Annotated in this window: 18 protein-coding genes; all 18 read left to right on the top strand. The window is 45.8% G+C overall.

Annotation, left to right across the window (positions count from 1 at the left end; translation table 11 throughout):
• Positions 1–122 precede the first annotated feature (122 nt).
• Entirely contained in the window at positions 123–644 is a 522-nt protein-coding gene (locus MHI45_RS08330; RefSeq protein ID WP_076113393.1) for a hypothetical protein, read from the top strand.
• A gap of 517 nt (positions 645–1,161) precedes the next feature.
• Positions 1,162–2,025, top strand: a complete 864-nt coding sequence (pabC, locus tag MHI45_RS08325; protein ID WP_340897178.1) for an aminodeoxychorismate lyase — start codon at positions 1,162–1,164, stop codon at positions 2,023–2,025.
• 59 nt (positions 2,026–2,084) lie between these two features.
• A complete protein-coding gene (locus MHI45_RS08320) occupies positions 2,085–3,368 on the top strand; it encodes a coproporphyrinogen-III oxidase family protein (RefSeq protein ID WP_076113391.1) in 1,284 nt (427 codons plus the stop codon).
• A 23-nt stretch (positions 3,369–3,391) separates the two neighbouring features.
• Positions 3,392–3,637 (top strand): acyl carrier protein, encoded by a 246-nt coding sequence (locus MHI45_RS08315; RefSeq protein WP_179091841.1) that lies wholly within the window; start codon positions 3,392–3,394, stop codon positions 3,635–3,637.
• Positions 3,638–3,643: 6 nt separating this feature from the next.
• Complete coding sequence (locus tag MHI45_RS08310) at positions 3,644–3,973, top strand: PEP-utilizing enzyme (RefSeq protein WP_076113389.1); 330 nt, start codon at positions 3,644–3,646, stop codon at positions 3,971–3,973.
• Positions 3,966–4,973, top strand: coding sequence for a hypothetical protein (locus MHI45_RS08305; protein WP_076113388.1), 1,008 nt, complete (start codon positions 3,966–3,968; stop codon positions 4,971–4,973). The genes MHI45_RS08310 and MHI45_RS08305 overlap by 8 nt, the downstream gene beginning before the upstream one ends.
• Before the next feature lie 27 nt (positions 4,974–5,000).
• Positions 5,001–5,843 carry a PEP/pyruvate-binding domain-containing protein gene (locus MHI45_RS08300; protein ID WP_076113387.1) on the top strand — a complete coding sequence of 281 codons (843 nt, stop codon included), beginning with the start codon at positions 5,001–5,003 and terminating at the stop codon, positions 5,841–5,843.
• Between the two features lie 59 nt (positions 5,844–5,902).
• Positions 5,903–7,552 (top strand): carbamoyltransferase family protein, encoded by a 1,650-nt coding sequence (locus MHI45_RS08295; protein WP_076113386.1) that lies wholly within the window; start codon positions 5,903–5,905, stop codon positions 7,550–7,552.
• The gene (locus MHI45_RS08290) at positions 7,537–8,544 is read left to right on the top strand and encodes an aldo/keto reductase family protein (protein WP_083675860.1); all 1,008 of its coding nucleotides are present in this window, start codon (positions 7,537–7,539) and stop codon (positions 8,542–8,544) included. The genes MHI45_RS08295 and MHI45_RS08290 overlap by 16 nt, the downstream gene beginning before the upstream one ends.
• A gap of 12 nt (positions 8,545–8,556) precedes the next feature.
• The gene (locus MHI45_RS08285; protein WP_076113385.1) at positions 8,557–9,945 is read left to right on the top strand and encodes a class I adenylate-forming enzyme family protein; all 1,389 of its coding nucleotides are present in this window, start codon (positions 8,557–8,559) and stop codon (positions 9,943–9,945) included.
• A gap of 24 nt (positions 9,946–9,969) precedes the next feature.
• Complete coding sequence (locus tag MHI45_RS08280; RefSeq protein ID WP_341118959.1) at positions 9,970–11,139, top strand: aminoacyl--tRNA ligase-related protein; 1,170 nt, start codon at positions 9,970–9,972, stop codon at positions 11,137–11,139.
• A gap of 35 nt (positions 11,140–11,174) precedes the next feature.
• Complete coding sequence (locus tag MHI45_RS08275; protein ID WP_340897183.1) at positions 11,175–11,891, top strand: DUF2461 domain-containing protein; 717 nt, start codon at positions 11,175–11,177, stop codon at positions 11,889–11,891.
• Positions 11,892–11,911: 20 nt separating this feature from the next.
• The gene (locus MHI45_RS08270) at positions 11,912–12,784 is read left to right on the top strand and encodes a phosphatase PAP2 family protein (RefSeq protein WP_076113382.1); all 873 of its coding nucleotides are present in this window, start codon (positions 11,912–11,914) and stop codon (positions 12,782–12,784) included.
• Complete coding sequence (pabB, locus tag MHI45_RS08265; RefSeq protein WP_341118958.1) at positions 12,781–14,178, top strand: aminodeoxychorismate synthase component I; 1,398 nt, start codon at positions 12,781–12,783, stop codon at positions 14,176–14,178. Before MHI45_RS08270 ends, pabB begins: the two co-directional genes overlap by 4 nt.
• A 6-nt stretch (positions 14,179–14,184) precedes the next feature.
• Positions 14,185–14,781, top strand: a complete 597-nt coding sequence (locus tag MHI45_RS08260; protein WP_076113380.1) for an anthranilate synthase component II — start codon at positions 14,185–14,187, stop codon at positions 14,779–14,781.
• A 13-nt stretch (positions 14,782–14,794) separates the two neighbouring features.
• A complete protein-coding gene (locus MHI45_RS08255) occupies positions 14,795–15,793 on the top strand; it encodes an ABC transporter ATP-binding protein (protein ID WP_076113379.1) in 999 nt (332 codons plus the stop codon).
• Entirely contained in the window at positions 15,777–16,565 is a 789-nt protein-coding gene (locus tag MHI45_RS08250) for an ABC transporter permease (RefSeq protein ID WP_076113378.1), read from the top strand. Before MHI45_RS08255 ends, MHI45_RS08250 begins: the two co-directional genes overlap by 17 nt.
• Before the next feature lie 4 nt (positions 16,566–16,569).
• Entirely contained in the window at positions 16,570–17,412 is an 843-nt protein-coding gene (locus tag MHI45_RS08245; protein WP_340897191.1) for an ABC transporter permease, read from the top strand.
• Positions 17,413–17,428 lie beyond the last annotated feature (16 nt).

The following is a 17,428-nucleotide window of genomic DNA, read 5'->3' as shown; positions in this document are numbered from 1 at the left end:
GGAAATACGCCTTTTTTCTTTGCGGCCGCAGCAGAATGCGAAAATTGTCGGCCAACCATTTCTATCAGGAGCTGTAAAATGCTAAGATAGGAGTACATTATTTAACGGGGAGTGAATTTCTTATGAAAAAGATTGCTGCCGGATTTCTTGCCGGGGCAATACTGATGGTTAGTGCGCAGGCGCTTGGGGCTACCTCTAGTCTGGTAGGAAAGAAAATCCAAGCGGAATATACAGTCAACGTGTACGGCAAGAAGCTGGTAGATCCGGCCATAATCATTGATGGGAAAAGCTACGCCCCGGTGCGCGCCATCGGAGAACTGGCTGGCTATAAGGTTTCGATATCCGGCAAGAATATTAACCTGGATGAGAAAGATAGCGGAGCGGGCGCATTGGCCAATGATAAAAATACCAATGCCGTCCTGGGACCGCGGCCGACCTCAACACCGGACCCTTTGCCGGCGGTCACCAAAAATAAAATCAAACAAATTGACGAAAAAATTGATACTGTTGTCGATAACATTCTGGTCACCAGCAGCCTGCTGAAGACAGATGCCAATAATGCTGAATTGAAACTTAAGCTGGAGCAGTATAAATCGGAATACACAGATCTGCTGAAACAGAAGGATCTGGAGCTGCAGAAGTAAGGAAGAGCAGTCGTGCTTTCCCGTTAAGTGATATAAAGACAGGGCGATCCCCATCCTCTCAATGAGAGGATGGGGATCGCCCTGTTTATTAGGCTTTACTGCTACCCGGTCGGCCGGTGTAGCCCGGCTGGTGCTGTAATCCGCTCCGCCCGAACCTTCTTTTTGGTCAAATAAACTGAATCTATTTTAAAGTTAAATCTTTTTAATTTTTCTTAATTGGTAACTAGTAGAGTTAGTGGACTAATAATACAAGGTGTGTAATATATGGAATATTTGTGACATATGTTAGCAGAATATTGTATATATTTCTATTACTTACTATACTATGAATATCCAAAATGAGGGATTATTCTCCATCATTTATGTTTTTCATACATAATTAAGGCGAAAGAAAGTTAAGGTGTGATTGCGAGAGAATGACATAGCTTCTAATAAACTCAGGAGGGGTTATATACCCGGTGTGTTTAAAGTGGGGAAGCATGAAGGCATCCATTATGAAGGTGCGGAAGGTGGATTCTTGAAGAATCATTTGGTGTGGATGGGAAGCAACCCTGGTTGCCAATATGGGCTTATCGCTGAGAGTGAGGCCGTGGTGAATATTGACGATAGGGGATTTCTCTATGGTGATGGACTGTTTGAGACAATCAGATGGAAAGGTGGGATTATTTGCTTTACGTCCCATATGGAGCGTATGCGGCAAGGTCTTCAAATCCTGGGGATTAAACTGGAATGGACGAATGATGATTTCTTGTTGCTCATGCAAATGGTAGCGCGTTCGAATAACGTCCATGACGGTTATATCCGTTTATCTGTGTCCCGGGGATCCGGGCCAAGAGGATTCGATATTCCTGAGGTCTGTAACCCTATGGTGGTTATCCAAGCACGGGAATGGAATTCCATCGGTGGATCGGGGTGGAAGATTGTGAGTTCATCTTGGAGAGTAGCCAGGCCTCCCTTAAGCAGGGTAAAAAGCATGAGTGCACTGGATAAGGTTTTGGCCAAAACGGAAGCGCATGCCGAGCAGGCGCAAGAATCCATCATGCTGGACTCTCTTGGACATGTCGCTGAAGGGACAAGCACCAATATCTTTATGGTTTACGGAAATGAAATCGTAACGCCATCACTTGAATGGGGCGGTCTTCCCGGTGTAGCCAGAAAATCAGTTATGGAATTAGCCCAAAAAGAGGGGGTTTGCGTTTCACTAAGAAATATACCCCATCTTGAATGCTTTGAAGCAGATGAGATTTTTCTGACTAATAGCCTCCACGGTGTCATTCCGGTTAGGCAGTGGGATTCCAAGGAGTGGCCTGAACAAGGCGAAATGACAGAATTCATTCGCACAAGCTATAACAATTGGATTGAGAAGCATATCACTTTCTAGTCATTGCGGGTTTTCAAGGAGTAGCCGGATTTATTACATTGGGGGAGATGATCTGATTTATGGAACTTTCGCTTAAGAGAGAAACCTTTGTTACGAATTATCCGCCATACAGCGTCATGCAAACAAAACATGTTGCTTCGATATGGGAAAGGCGTCCTGTGAATGTCTATGTACATCTGCCTTTCTGCCCTAAACGTTGCCATTACTGCTACTACCGTGTGGAAGAATACAAAGGCAAAGACCCCATCTCCAAGTATGTAGAGCATCTGCTGAAGGAAATAGAACTGCTGGCGGAACGGCCTGAAATTCAAACCTGCAGCATGCAAACCTTGTATTTCGGCGGGGGTACACCTACCATGCTTTCAGCCGAGCAATTCGTTCAGATTGTGGAAGCCCTTGAGAGAGTGTTCCCCAAAACGCAAGACTTTCAGTTTAATGTTGAAGTGAGACCCGGAGCGGAAGCGACACAAGAGAAATTGAATACATTGAAGCAATTGGGTGTGCACCGGATTAGTCTAGGTGTCCAGAGTATGAACGATACGATTCTTACTGCAAACGGGCGTAACCATAAAACCGAAACGTTCTACAAAACCTATGATCGGATACGCAATGCCGGATTTGATTGGGTCAATTGTGATCTGATGTCTGGCATGCTCCATGAGACGGATGACACTTGGAAATACTCACTTGAATTATTAAAAGAATGCAACCCGGAGAATATCACTATATATAAGATGGAAGTATTCTTTAATACAAAGCTGTTCAGCGCGGTTCGGAGAAATCCAGAGATTCTAATCAGCCACGAAACGGAAGCGAAGCATTTCCGCGGGGCCAGAAATTTCCTGGAATCAAACGGTTATTTTATGTGCAATAATGCGACTTTCGCCACTGATCACAAATATATCGACCGGCATCGCCAGAATGTCCAATACGGAGGGGATATGGTGGGAATTGGGTTATCCTCTCATTCTTATTTTCAAGGGAACATGTACCAGAATACCTCTGACATGAAAGAGTACCAAGAAGTGGTGGCAGGGGGCAAGTTGCCGATTTCCAGATCATATAAGTTAAGCCAAAAAGACCAAATCACTCGCCATGTTGTGATGAGCCTCAAAAACTTGAAAGTAAGCCGGTCTCAATTTGTGGATAACTTTGGGTTGGATCTAACCCAAGTATTTCCGGATGAGGTTAGGCGGCTGACCAGCGAGGGGTTTGCTCACTTGGATAATGAACACTTAAGTATTGACCCAGAGTATTACGATTTTGCGGATGATGTTGCCCGTCTGTTTTATCCAATGGAATTACATAACGATATGCTTGCCCATATCAGCCGAAAGGAATGAAGTTAATCATGGAGTTAGTGGATGTGAGAAAAGAATTGAACCTTGTATTGTCGGAAGGAATGTCCTCTATTCAGCTGGAGGAAGAATTATCAGGGGACACATCTTTGCTGCGGGACATCGGACTGGATTCCGTACAGTTAATTGAGCTTGTTGTTGCAGTCGAGAAGCGTTTTAACATAGCGGTATTTGATGATGATCTGTGCCCTGATCTATTTGATAACTATGATCGGCTTTGTGAATATGTCCTGAATAAAATAAAGGCGAGGTAACCCAAAGTGGAGCAAACACAGAAATTACAGGGGATTGTTATCAATCCTGGGGTTTATAAAGGAAAGGCTTATGTTGCCGGGCCGGACAACCCCCGCCCGTTTGAAAAGGGTGAAGTTTTGGTTATTCCGCACAGTAATCCCAAGTATTCATTGATGCTGTTGGATGCAGGCGCGCTTGTTTGCGAATCGGGCGCGGTTATGGCACATATCTGTATCGTAGCAGGTGAGATTGGAATTCCCTGCCTGACACAAGTAGGACTCGCTACCCAAATAATAAAGGATGGAAGCTTGGTTGAAGTTCATGCGGATCAAGGAGAGGTGTTGGTTCTTGGATAACCACGAGTTGCTGGCGGGCTACAAAGAATCGCTTAAAGTTGCATGGGGTTATAACGACTACGAGGATTGGCCTTTGCGAATTTCATCAATCATGCATCTGTTCACAGATACCTTTGCACAAGAGTTTCTCGAAGATGTGGAGGCTCTTTGGACGGACGAGCTTGGTCCTGAGCTTATGAGCCAGATTTTTGTCTACCCGGGACGTTTATTCCGTTTAATCGATGTTGTCATTTTTGGACTTCGCAGAATACGGACCCCCCTCGATCTCCAGAGGAGATTTATCACCCAGATGCTTCGTTCTGCCGAGATCTTGAAATCGGGCGATCTTTTTAACAGAGACGGCCGCAACCTGCTTAAACAAGCCATTCTCCCACATCAAGAAATGTTCTCATCCGGTCACTCCAACCTGATCCACAAACTGCAAGCCGCCCTGTTTATGTATACAGAAGCAATTTTGTTCCGCGGGCATGACGCCGTTAAATCCGTGCATGGTCCTTATAAGACGGATAAAGGTACGCTGATGCTTATTCGTGAGTTTCATAACCTTAGCCCTGATCAACTATGGCCCGGGCATTACTTAATTCCGACCAAAAAAGTGGTGACAATTTGTGAATACGCTGTGAGCGCTGATATCCGAGTGGATTGTTATGACCATCTCTATCATTCCGGGAAGTTGAATGAGTCCTTAATTTCTTGGAATGTTACCGTTGATGATGCAGTGGTTACAGATCCGGAACGGATCATCAGCCTGGTTGATGACGTTATTTCCAGGACGAGAACAGTCAGCAATTTGGTTGATTCTTGGAGCTGGCAGCAAAAAACGGAGAAATATGCTGATATTTTTTGGTTTCGAAAGGCGCCTTTGCGGCTAAGAAGAGGGCTTTCTGCCGAACCGCCGCAAAGTGTATATGACCGGATCAGGCAAGGTCAGCCTAACGAATTGCGCTCCAAATGTTTATCTCCTAGGGAAGTGGCTTTTTTGATTCAGCTTGGTGTCTAATGTCACTTGAATAAGGAGAACAGAAGAATGCCAATATTGATTCCGCTAGATCAGGCGGCTGATTGCTCTTTGCAATCCATCGGGGCAAAAGCATGGAGGTTGGGAGTGGCCGGCAGAGAGGGGCTGGCAGTCCCGGATTTAATGGTTATTCCACATGAATGTATGGAGGCGCACCGGAGTGATCTGCAGGTTTATTTAAGTGAAGAACTTCACAAGCATTTTGATTTGGATCATACGGTATTTGCAGTAAGATCCAGCTCCAATGCGGAGGATTTATCTTACGCAAGCGCTGCAGGCATTTTCGAAAGTGTGCTGGGTGTTCGTGGGATGGAGGAAATAATCTCCGCTGTCGAGGAATGTAACAGGGCACTCCATTCAGAAACAGCTAGGAAATACATGCAACGATTGGAAAATGACTGCCTGCAGATGAACATCATTATTCAAGAGCTTATTACGCCCCGCCGAGCAGGTGTATTAATAACGGGCAGACCGGGTTCCGACCAATTTATTGCGGAAGGTGCCTGGGGGCTTGCGGTTGATATTGTCTCCGGAATGACGAATCCTGATTTTTTAACTGCTTCGTTGCAGGAGGGAAGGAATTATACGGTTAGAAAAGGCGGCCAAATGACGGTTTGTCTCCCTACTGTAGACGGCAAGGGGATTTATTATCGGGAGAAAAGTCGGATTGAACTGGATTCGGAGATATTTGATGAAGCGTTCATTATTCAACTGGCCGCTGTCGCAGATCGGGTGAGGACTATTTTTGGCGGAGACCAAGAGGTTGAATGGGCTGAGGATAATAACGGGAAGTTGTGGCTCATCCAGTCCAGGCCTTTTGCCAACAAAAATTCACTTCGGGCTCCCGGATAATTAACAATTCAAGTTATTGAAGAGTAATGTATACATTCCGAATAATGGTGGTGGCGGTATTGAGAATTCTAGGTGTTTCTGCTCCATATCATGATGGTTCAGCTTGCTTGATCGAGGATGGCGAATTGGTGTGCGCGGTTGAAGAAGAACGATTGATCCGAAGCAAAAGAGCATGGAACAAGTTTCCGGTCCAAGCGGCTAAATGGTGTTTGGAAAGCCGGGGACTCCAGTTATCGGATATCGATCGGATTGCGTATCCATGGGAACGCAACGCAATTCAGGATCAATCTCTTTCCAAGTATAATGTCAGTCCCCGCGCACTTTTTCCAACGGAACTGTTTGGTTCATCTCCCCGTTCCGATCAAATTATCGATGTGAACCATCATCTGTCCCATGCAGCTTCTACGTTCCGATTTTCCGGCTTTCCGTCGGCGGCTATTATGGTCATTGATGGGACCGGTGAAGATGTTGGAACTTCCATTTACCACGGCCAAGCGGACGGCCAAATCAAATTGCTCCGTTCCTGGAAAAATAATTGGTCACTGGGACATTTCTATGAAGGGGCTACCCAGTATGTGGGCTTCTCAAAGCTGGAAGCAGGTAAATTGATGGGGCTGGCTCCTTATGGCGAGGGTGAACTATTGCCTTACATCCGTTTGACAGATGACGGAATTGAAATGGATGTTCCATCCTTGCCAACGCATGAGCATGTGACCCAGTATTGGGTCCAGCAATTTATGAAGGATTTTGGTCCTGCGAATAAACGTATCTACCATTACGATATTCCATCCTGCTATGCCATGGAGAACACTCCTTTTGACGAGCGGATTAAAAATTTCGCTGCCAGTGTTCAATTAACCCTGGATCATGCCATTATACATTTGGCTAAGCTGGCCAAGGAGTGGACCGGCGAGGAATATTTATGTCTTGCCGGTGGCGTGGCATTGAACTGTACAACAAATGGTAAAATATTGCGTCAAAAACTTTACAGCGATATATTTGTCCCCGGACCGGCCAATGATACCGGGGGTTCAATAGGGGCTGCTGCGGAGCTATGGTTTCAGGAAACCGGACGCTCTTTGAAGCCTATGGATGATTTGGGTCTTGGTCCGAAATTCACTCCGGATCAAGTTGGAAGCTTGTTGAAAAAGCTGGGTGTTCGTTACACATCGGTGAATAGTATTGAACGCGCAGCCAGACTGATCGGGGAAGGCAAAATTGGTGCCTGGTTCTCCGGCGGGATTGAAATCGGTCCCCGGGCATTGGGGCACCGCAGTATTATTGCCAACCCGGCAATAGGCTCCCACAAGGATCGTCTGAATATTGAAGTCAAGAAAAGGGAGACTTGGAGACCTTACGGTCCCAGTATGCTTCAGGAATATGCAGAACCGGTATTCGGGGAAGCCCTGAAGCTGCCTTATATGCTTTTTACTTTGCCGGTCGTAGGCGATAAGGATAATCTTCCGGCTGTTACTCACGTTGATGGAACAACCAGAGTGCAAACCGTCGTAAACCGGCCAGATGACCCGTATGCGTATTTGTTGACCAATGTCAGGGACAATTTAGGTTTTCCCGCAGTTGTCAATACTTCATTTAACATCGGAGGAGAACCGGTAGTATGCCGGCCAGAAGAAGCGGTGCGATCATTCTTTTCTTCCCCTTTGGACTTCCTGTACATTGAGGGGCACTTGCTATGGAAAGAAAATTAATATACGAAAAACAAATGTCCGAAGCGATTGACAGCCGGCGGCTAGGAGATTCAGGACTTAAGATTTCGGTTCTGGGTCTGGGAACTTGGCTGAATTTCTCCACCTATGAGGATAATCTGCCGATGGTTGCCGCAGCTCTGGAGCGGGGTATTTGCCATTTTGATACGGCTGACATGTACGGTGCATTGCCTGGTTGGTCTGAAACTCTCCTTGGCAATACGCTAAAAGGCTATACGAGATCTGCTTACGTTCTTTCAACTAAAGTACATGCCCGGGTGGGAAAGTGGCCGAATGATGCAGGACTCTCCCGCAAGCATATCACGGAAAGTTGCCACAAGAGCTTGACGCGGCTTCAGACAGATTACATTGATATTTATTATTGCCACCGATTTGACCCGGATACTCCCTTATACGAAACCGTTGATGCCCTTGCCACTCTGAAGAATCAGGGCAAAATCTTATACGCCGGGATCAGCATGTGGCCCGCTGACCAGATTAAGGAATTTACCCGGTTGGCCAAACAAGCCAACTTGCAAGTTGTGGCCAACCAGGTTCTATACAATACGATTCAACGTCCATCCCGGGAGGAGATACAGGTTTGCCGAGAGGAAGGCATCGGATTAGTCGCTTACTCCCCACTGGCGCAAGGGTTGCTCAGCGGCAAATACAAGGGAGAATCGGCTGAAGGTGCACGCGGAAAAATTCCTTCCCGCAACAAATGGATCAAAAGAATTACGGACAATCCAGACAAGGTAAAAGCGTTGAAGGAGTATTTTCAATTATGTGATGCCTATGAAGTCCCTTATGTTCAAGCGGCAATGGGGTGGGTGCTGGCGCAGGACCTTGTTTCATGTGCTCTATCCGGTTTTCGCAATATGGATCAACTGCAGGACGCATTGTCAGCCTATCCCTACACGTTACCTCCGGAGTTGATCCAAGGTATTAACCTGTTGGAGGAAATTTGGTTGGACGCCGAGACTGCCAGTATCTAAAGGAGATAAGAGATGTTACCGATCATAACGGATCTTTTAAAGCTGCTCGACCGCCAGGATGAACTATTGGCCTCCAGCTCGGAAAAGTGGTTCCAGGGAAATGAAATCGCAGCTCTTGCAGGGGATGTGGAGGGGTGTATTCAGGAATCCCCCTACGGTGCCGTTGGAATTTCAAGTTCATCTGGGCCGCATTTTCTTGCAGTCTTATTAACCGCGATGAAAGCAGAGCGCCCCCAAATCCTATTTGGAAGTAAATGGCCCATGCATGAATTGCAGTCAGCTTTGTTGAGTAGCCCGTGCTCCATACTCATATCCGACCAAGACAGGGTGAAGGATCTGGTAGTTGAGGATTGGGATATGAGGCGGGCCGGTCATTTCTATGTATGGACAAAAAAAGGCCGGCTCCAGCCTATTTGTCCTGATGGCGAATGGCTTGGCCAGTTTACTTCCGGGACAACCGGCAGGAGCCGTCTAGTTATCCGGAGCTGGGATGCGATTGCAGATGAAATTCATGCTCTTGAAGAAGCAGTGGAATTGCCGGAGGGAGGCACTTTTTTTAACATGGCGCCCTTTCATCATTCCTACGGGTTCTGCGGAGGGTTTATCTGGCCTTTGCTCAGAGGCTCGAAAGTGTATACCGTCAGCGACTTTTTTCCATCCGCATGCCGTAAAAGATGGGTTCAGCTCCAACCGGTTGTCGTTTACGGATTGCCTTTTCAGTATGAGTTTATCTCCACCTCTCCGGGTGAAGATGTGCCTGTACCCATTCGCGCCTTTTCGGCAGGTGGTCCGCTTACCGGTGACCTAAGGGAGAAAGCCTACGCAAATCTTGGGATTTTGATAAGCAATAATTATGGATGTACGGAAGCCGGAACCCTATGTATCTATCCGGAGATGCCGCCGGAGGAAAACTCGTCCAGTGTCGGATGGCCTTTGCCCAACAGGCGGTTCCAAATTATCGAAGGAAATCAACTATCGGTAACAGGTAAATGTTTAATGGACCGGTACTTTGACTCTCCACCGGTCTCTATACCCTACCGTACTGGAGATTTAGGTGCCATCCGGGAGGATGGTTGCGTTCAGGTATCGGGAAGACTCCGACATGTCATACAAGTGGGAGGCGTGAAGGTCAGCCCGGAGAAGGTTGAGGATGCTTTGAAGTCGCATCCTGCTGTCGCCGAAGCGGTTGTGATGGGCAAACCCTCTCCCGGATTCCATGAACAGGTTCATGCCTTTATTGAGCTCGTCAATCCTGGTTCAGTACGGGAAGAAGAACTAAGAGAATACTGCAAATTATGTCTTCTACCTGTGGAGGTACCTAAGAGAATCTTTATTTTGGACCAGATTCCCAAATCGGATACAGGTAAAGTTCAGGGCAAGTATTTGATTGAAGTCCAATAATCATACGGGAAGGGCGGTAGTACAATGCGGGTGATTGAGTTGCGGCTACAGAATAATGATGAGAATTATGTCAAAATGCTGCGTTACAAGCTTGCTTATATTTCTAAGGATATTGTGAATATATCAGAGGAAGGCGCTTCTTTGCATGTACATATTGAAGGCGATAAGTTTGAAGAGATAGAAGCGGCTCTAAAACGGCTGGTAGACGAATTGGATGACAGCTATACAGGAATTACTTCCGATATCTTGTACGAGAAGCAATCCCAAAATACGTTTCCGGACTATGATATTTATCAAGCTCTTGTGGATCAGAAGTGGATTGTTCCTTACGAGAGCGGCCTGATTGGTTTCGGAAGAGAATTTTTGGAGCTGTTCAAATTGCTGGATCAAATGTTTGTAAACTGGGGGAAACGTTTCGGAGCAGTAGAATACGTATATCCGGATTTGATCGGCATTGAAACCTTAAATCAATACCATTATATCGAACAGTTCCCTAACCACTTAATGTTTGCCTCTCATCTAAGAGAGGATCTGGATTTGATTCAGTCTTTTTCAGAGAAGGTGTCCGCGGGTTGTGACTGTTACGACAACACTTATATTGACAAACCGCAATTAATGAATAAATTGGCCATTTGCCCGCATGTTTACAAGCAATATGAGAATCAAACTATAGATTTGGATGAAATGCTGGTCGTGACATCCGTCGGAAAATGCAAACGGTATGAATCAATCAATATGACAAAAGTCGAAAGACTGCTTGATTTTACTATGAGGGAAATTGTACTGGTCGGATCTTATGAACATGTTATCAAAGCCAGGGAGGAATGTATCAGACTGGCTATCAATTTTATTGACCAGCTGGGTCTTGAGGCAAATATCAAATCCGCCAATGACCCGTTTTTCACAACCAAATACAGTCCAAAGGCTATGCTGCAGCAAAAGCTGAAGCTCAAGTATGAGTTGAATCTTCTCTTGCCCTACAATAACAAAGAACTGTCCGTGGGTTCGTTTAACTATCACGGCACCTATTTTACAGAGGCGTTTAATATCAACTCATCAAGCGGAGCCAATGTTCATACGGGATGCATCGCATTTGGACTGGAACGATTTGCTTATGCAATACTGAGCCAATTAGGTGTGGACGGGGCTAAGTTTTGGATGGAACGGCAAGCTGAAACATTATTGTTTTCATAGCAGCCCGAAATTAGGTTTTATACAAGGAGGTTTCCATGACCACTCAATTATTTGAAGGTTTCAGTCAGGAGGCTTTGGATTTCCTGGTTCAAGTCCGATTGAACAATAGCAGGGAATGGTACGAGAAGAACAAGCCTCTATACAAGCAATACCTGATCAAACCGTTCCAAGGGTTGGTGAGTGACCTTAGCCATATCGTCCTTGAGATAGACCCGTTATTTGAGATTGCACCTTCGGTAAATAAAACCCTATCCCGACTGAACAGAGACACCAGGTTTTCCAAGGACAAGTCTCTTTACCGCTCCGCTATGTGGCTGACCTTCAAGAGGCCAAAATCCGAATGGACGGGTGCCCCTGCATTCTTTTTTGAGATCTCGCCGGAGTCATTCCGGTACGGGATGGGCTACTATAGTGCGACAAGAGAATCCATGGACACGTTCAGGAAGATGATGGATGAGGATTTGGCAAGGTTCGATAGAGCCTTCGATTTTCTTAACAGACAGGAGATCTTTGCAGTTGAAGGGGAGATGTATAAGAGAACGCTTGCTCCCAGCCTGCCGGATACGCTAAGACAGTGGTACGACCGCAAAAACATTTATTTGGTACATAATAGCAGCCAAGTGGAACGGCTCTTTTCCCCGGCGATTGCAGACGATTTGGCAGAAGGGTTCCGGATGCTGGAGCCGATCTACCAGTATTTATTGAAGGTTGAGGCGAGAAAAGAATCGGATGCGGCTTCCGCAAAATATTAAGCAAGAAAGGAGGACGGGGTATGGAACTGATTAAGTTTATCCAGTCTTTCGCATCTCCCTTTTGGGATTCATTTTTTATCCAGGTAACCTGGTTAGGCGAGGGACATTTTTTCATGATTCTTTTTGCCTTATGCCTTTGGTGCGTCAATAAAGAATTCGGATACAGAATGGGTTTTGCTTTTTTTTCGAACGATATCTGGAATTCAGTCCTGAAAAATACGTTTCAAGTCCCGCGGCATTTTGGACAAATGGGTATTCGCACTCTTAATGAGGTACCGATTGGCGGATTTTCGTTTCCAAGCGGGCATGTACAAAATACGTCATCTTACGTCACCTCCCTTATGCTTCACTTCAAGTCCCGGTGGGTCTATTTGGGAGGGTTCTTATTGGTCTTGGTGGTCTCCATATCCCGGCTTTATGTTGGCGCCCATACACCAACAGATGTGATCGGGGCAATTCTTGCCGGTGCTGGTTGGGTTGTGTTGTCAGAATGGGTATTTGGATCGTTCGCGGGCAAATGGCTGGAGCTACGATTATTGTCTGCCGCTGCCGTTCTTTTTCTGGGAATGAGCATTGCAGCGGACTCTTGGTACTATTCGGGTGCCGGCTCTGTTATATGTATATTGGCATCCTATTATTTGGATCTAAAAGTGCTGCGGTTTGAGATTCCGAAAAGACTATGGGCAAAAGCGGGCTTGTTCATTGTCGGATACATATTGTTCATCCAGTTGGACCGGCTCGTGCAGCCCCTCTATTCATTGTCTCCGCTCGGGAATTTTATCAAAGGTTTTCTAACCGTATTTTGGATCACGATGTTCGTTCCGCTTTTGTATACAGGAGTTCAATGCATTCTGGTTAAATGGAGCGGAGAAAGGGGCAGGCAATTACAATGAGTTTATTGCATGTAGTGGAGGTTAAGACCTCCCTTTCCTCATTTGAGATTTACAAGCTTTTTTTTTCGGGGAAGTACAGTTTTTTTCTCGATAGCGGAAAAGATCCTGAGCGATTGGGAAGATATTCTTTTATCGGGGCCGATCCTTTCATCATATTGAAGTCCAAAGGCCGGCAGATTGAGATCACGGAACTCGGGGAGAAACGCGAAGTAGCGGGCAACCCGTTCGAGGTCTTGAAGGAACTCTTGGCGCGTTTCAAAATCCGGAATGATACGGAGCTTCCGTTTGTGGGGGGAGCCGTAGGCTACTTTGCCTATGATCTTGTTCATCATCTTGAGAAAATGGCGGTAACCGCCATTGATGACCTAAATCTTCCGGATATGATAGTTGGTTTGTATGATGGCATAGTCGTTATTGATCATCTGAAGAACCAGGTACATGCAGTGTCGGCAGGATTGGTCGGAAGCAGCCCTGATGCCGCGAAGCAAAAGGCCAACTTGCTTAAAGATACCATTGAGAAAGGCATGCTGCCGGACTATACGGTTCTAAACGAACCATATCAGCAGAATCTGGTCGATTTAACTTCCAACTTCACCTTCGAGGGGTATTGTGAAGCGATTGAGAGGGCAAGGGAATATATTCGGATCGGCGACATTTATCAAATGAATATGACTCAGCGATTCAGTACCCTACTGGACCAGCATCCGCTCCACTTGTATGAGAAGCTGCGCAGCATGAACCCGGCACCGTTTGCATCTTATCTTGAATTTGAGGATGTCCAAGTGGTCAGCAGCTCTCCAGAGCGGTTTATTCAGCTGCGGAATGGCGAGATTGAAACGAGGCCGATTAAAGGAACTATACCTAGAGGGCAGACGCCAGAGGAAGATGAAGCGAACCGGAATGCACTTGCACAAAGCACCAAAGATCAAGCGGAGAATTTGATGATCGTAGATTTGATGCGGAATGATATCGGCCGTGTATGTAAGTTTGGAACCGTGGAAGTACCCGAATTATTCGTCGTGGAAGAATACGCAAGTGTATTTCACCTGGTTTCGACGGTTACTGGGGAACTTGAGGAAGGACTCGATGCGGTAGATTGTATAATGGCGACCTTTCCGGGGGGCTCCATAACGGGAGCACCCAAAATCCGGTCGATGGAAATCATTGACGAGCTGGAACCAACCTGCCGGCAGCTGTATACAGGTTCCATCGGATACCTCGGGTTTGATGGAGATATGGATATTAACATTGTGATTCGGACCATTCTTGTAAAGGGCCAACAGGCTTATTATCAAGTTGGCGGGGGAATTATATGGGATTCAGTTCCAGAGAATGAGTACCAAGAAACGCTTGATAAAGGTGCCGCTTTAAAAAAAGCTCTGCAATCGAGGTGAGTCAATTTGGTCTTGTTAATCGATAATTATGATTCATTCACGTATAACCTGTACCAATACATTGGTGAGCTGACCCGGGACATCCGTGTATTCCGAAATGATCAAATCACTTTGAATGATGTGTACCAAATGAAGCCGGACTGCATTATCATTTCTCCAGGGCCGGGCCGTCCGGAAGATTCCCGGATGAGTCTGGAGATCATTCAGCGGTTCAATGGAGTCATTCCTATATTTGGAATTTGTTTAGGCCACCAAGCCATTGGATACATGATGGGAGCTACTATAGACTTAGCTTCCCATGTGGTACATGGAAAACGTTCCCTCATCACCAATGATAACCGGGGGATTTTTGCTTCCACACCGGAACAGTTTCTGGTAGTTCGCTACCACTCATTATGCATACGCGAGGATACTCTGCCGGAATGTTTGGAGGTTCAGGCTTATGCGGAGGATGGTACGATTATGGCAGTCCGCCATAAGGAGTTTTGTACCGTTGGCGTTCAGTTTCACCCGGAATCCATCCTTTCTGAGTACGGAAAGGTACTTATCCGGAATTTTCTTGCGTTAGCGAACGAATATGGGGCCCGGTCGACATTAATGTGAAGGTGGTTGGAAAATGCTTATTCAAGTCGATCAGCTTGTTAAGGATTACCAGACGAATAAGAATCAGAAAGGCTTTTTTCACGGAATAAAGGCCTTATTAATGCCGGAATATGAGACGAAGAGGGCTGTGAACGGCATTAGCTTCTCGATATCGGCAGGTGAAATGGTCGGATTTATCGGCCCCAATGGTGCCGGTAAATCCACAACCGTCAAGATGTTGTCCGGAATTCTTGTGCCAAGCTCCGGCAAAGTGACAGTTAAGGGCATGGACCCCTTCAAAGACAGAAAGAAATATGTATCGCAAATCGGGGTGGTTTTCGGGCAGAGAACTCAATTGTGGTGGGACCTGCCAGCGGTGGACACGTTCGACTTGTTGAAGGAAGTTTATAAAATTCCAGATAAAGTATACAAGGCTAACATGGAAGAGTTCCGTGAGCTTCTGGGCTTGGATGAATTTCTGCACCGCCCTGCTCGGCAGCTAAGCCTGGGCCAGCGGATGAGAGCCGATATTGCAGCGGCAATGCTCCATGAACCGGATATTTTATTTTTTGATGAACCTACTATCGGGCTGGATATTATCGCGAAGGAACGAATCAGAGAATTCATTAAGAGAATGAACAAGGAAAAAGGAATTACCATGCTGTTCACAACCCATGATATGCAGGACATTGAGAAAATTTGTGAGCGGATCATGGTCATTGATCATGGGAAGATCGTATGCGACAGCCAGGTGAGCGACGTACGGCAGCTATATGGAACGGAAAGAAAGCTTAGTGTTCAATTCAGCCAAAGCTACGATCAAATTGATATTCCCCGGGTTCAAACCGTCCATGAAGGCGGAAACCAAAAGAGCTTTATATTCAAGAACAATGAAATCAAGGTATCTGAATTAATAACCCAGCTAACGAATAATTATGACGTCCAAGATTTGACCGTTCAGGAACCGGAGATTGAAACGATCATTAAGAAAATTTACGAAGAAGGTGCTCATGATTATGAGAGCGTATCTTGAGATCACCAAAAAATCCTTCCTGAATAACCTGGTGTTTCGAGTGGAATATTTTGCCGGACTGGCGAATTCCATCGTAACCATATTTGTAAACATTGCTATATGGAGAGCAGTTTATGACGAGGAAGGGACCATGGATCAGCTACAATTCAGCATGATCGTTACTTATGTCATCCTGGCCATGGCGCTGTTCCACGTGTTTTCTATGGATGAATACATCATTGAGAAGAAGATCAAAACGGGGCTGATCGCTTCCGACTTGCTACGGCCGCTAAGTTTTCGTTTACAGATCTTCTCGTATCATCTGGGGGCGCTAATATACAAACTTATTCTGCTTTTTGTCCCTACCCTGCTTTTCTACTCGGCCATTTACCACATACTGCCCCCATTTTCGACTGAAATGTTTTTTTGCTTTTTATTTAGCATCGTTTTAGGCTATCTCGTAATGTATCACCTGAATTTTCTGATATGGATCAGTGCTTTCTGGCTCTATAAAACTTTTAGTCTGGTAACGATAAAAGATACGATGGTCATGGTCTTGTCCGGTGCTGTCATTCCCTTGTGGTATATGCCCGCCTGGCTTGTGAGTTATATCAAATTAACACCGTTTGATACGATATTTTATGTCCCCATCTCCATTTATTTAGGACAACTTCCAGAACATGAGATCCTTACAAGCATATTGAGACAAGCTGGTTGGGTTTTGGCGTTGACTTTAGCTTGCCACTTGTTGTGGAAGCGGGCCTCCAAAAGAATAGTGGTTCAAGGAGGGTAGAACGATGGGTTCCCATAACGCTCGGCAGTCCGCGCTTCATTCATTCCGGTTGTTTATAAAGTATTTTCAATTAACGCTTAAGGTTACCCTTCAATACAAGTTTGACCGGACGATGATCGCAGCCGCAGTCCTGATCCGGGAGATGGCCGGCGTGATCATCCTGATTCTAATGCTAAACCGTTTTGTAACCATAAAGGGATGGGATATTAATCAAATTTTGTTTCTTTACAGCTTTTTATTTCTTTCCTACAGCCTGTTCGTCTTTTTCTTTACTGGAATCCGGGATTTCGAGGATTTGGTTTATACGGGAGAGTTTGACCGGATATTGGTACGGCCTGTTGGTATTCTGTTTCAAGTCGTGGCATCTAAGGTGGATTACACGGCGGCTCTCGGACATGGGGTTCTGGGTGTCTTTCTGTTGACGAAAACCGCTTCAGGGATCGGCTTGGAGTGGAGCATTCCGAATATCCTTTTCTATCTCCTCATGGTCATAGGGGGGGCCATTATCCAAGCCTCCATATTCATGTTGACGTCAAGTTTGTGTTTTTGGACGGTCAGGGTTACAAATTTGCGGAATATTCTTTTTTTCAATTCCCGTAAAATTGCGGCATATCCGCTAAGCTTCTATCCGGGGATCATACAAAAAATGTTAATATTTGTTATTCCGTTCGGATTTGTTAACTATTTCCCATCGCAGTTTTTTCTCCAGAAGCCCGAAATGGAGGAATATTGGCAGGGATTGCTGTACCTCAATCCACTGATTGCCGCAGCACTTTTCAGCTTGGTTTATTGGGTGTGGAGACGCGGGCTTAGACGGTATTCGAGTACAGGGAATGCTCTTAATTAGTAGTGTAATTGTGAAT

This window comes from Paenibacillus sp. FSL H3-0321 (assembly GCF_038002865.1).
GTDB lineage: Bacteria > Bacillota > Bacilli > Paenibacillales > Paenibacillaceae > Paenibacillus_AQ.
The sequence above is the reverse complement of the archived record's forward strand: the minus strand, read 5'-3'. Positions and strand labels throughout refer to the sequence as shown.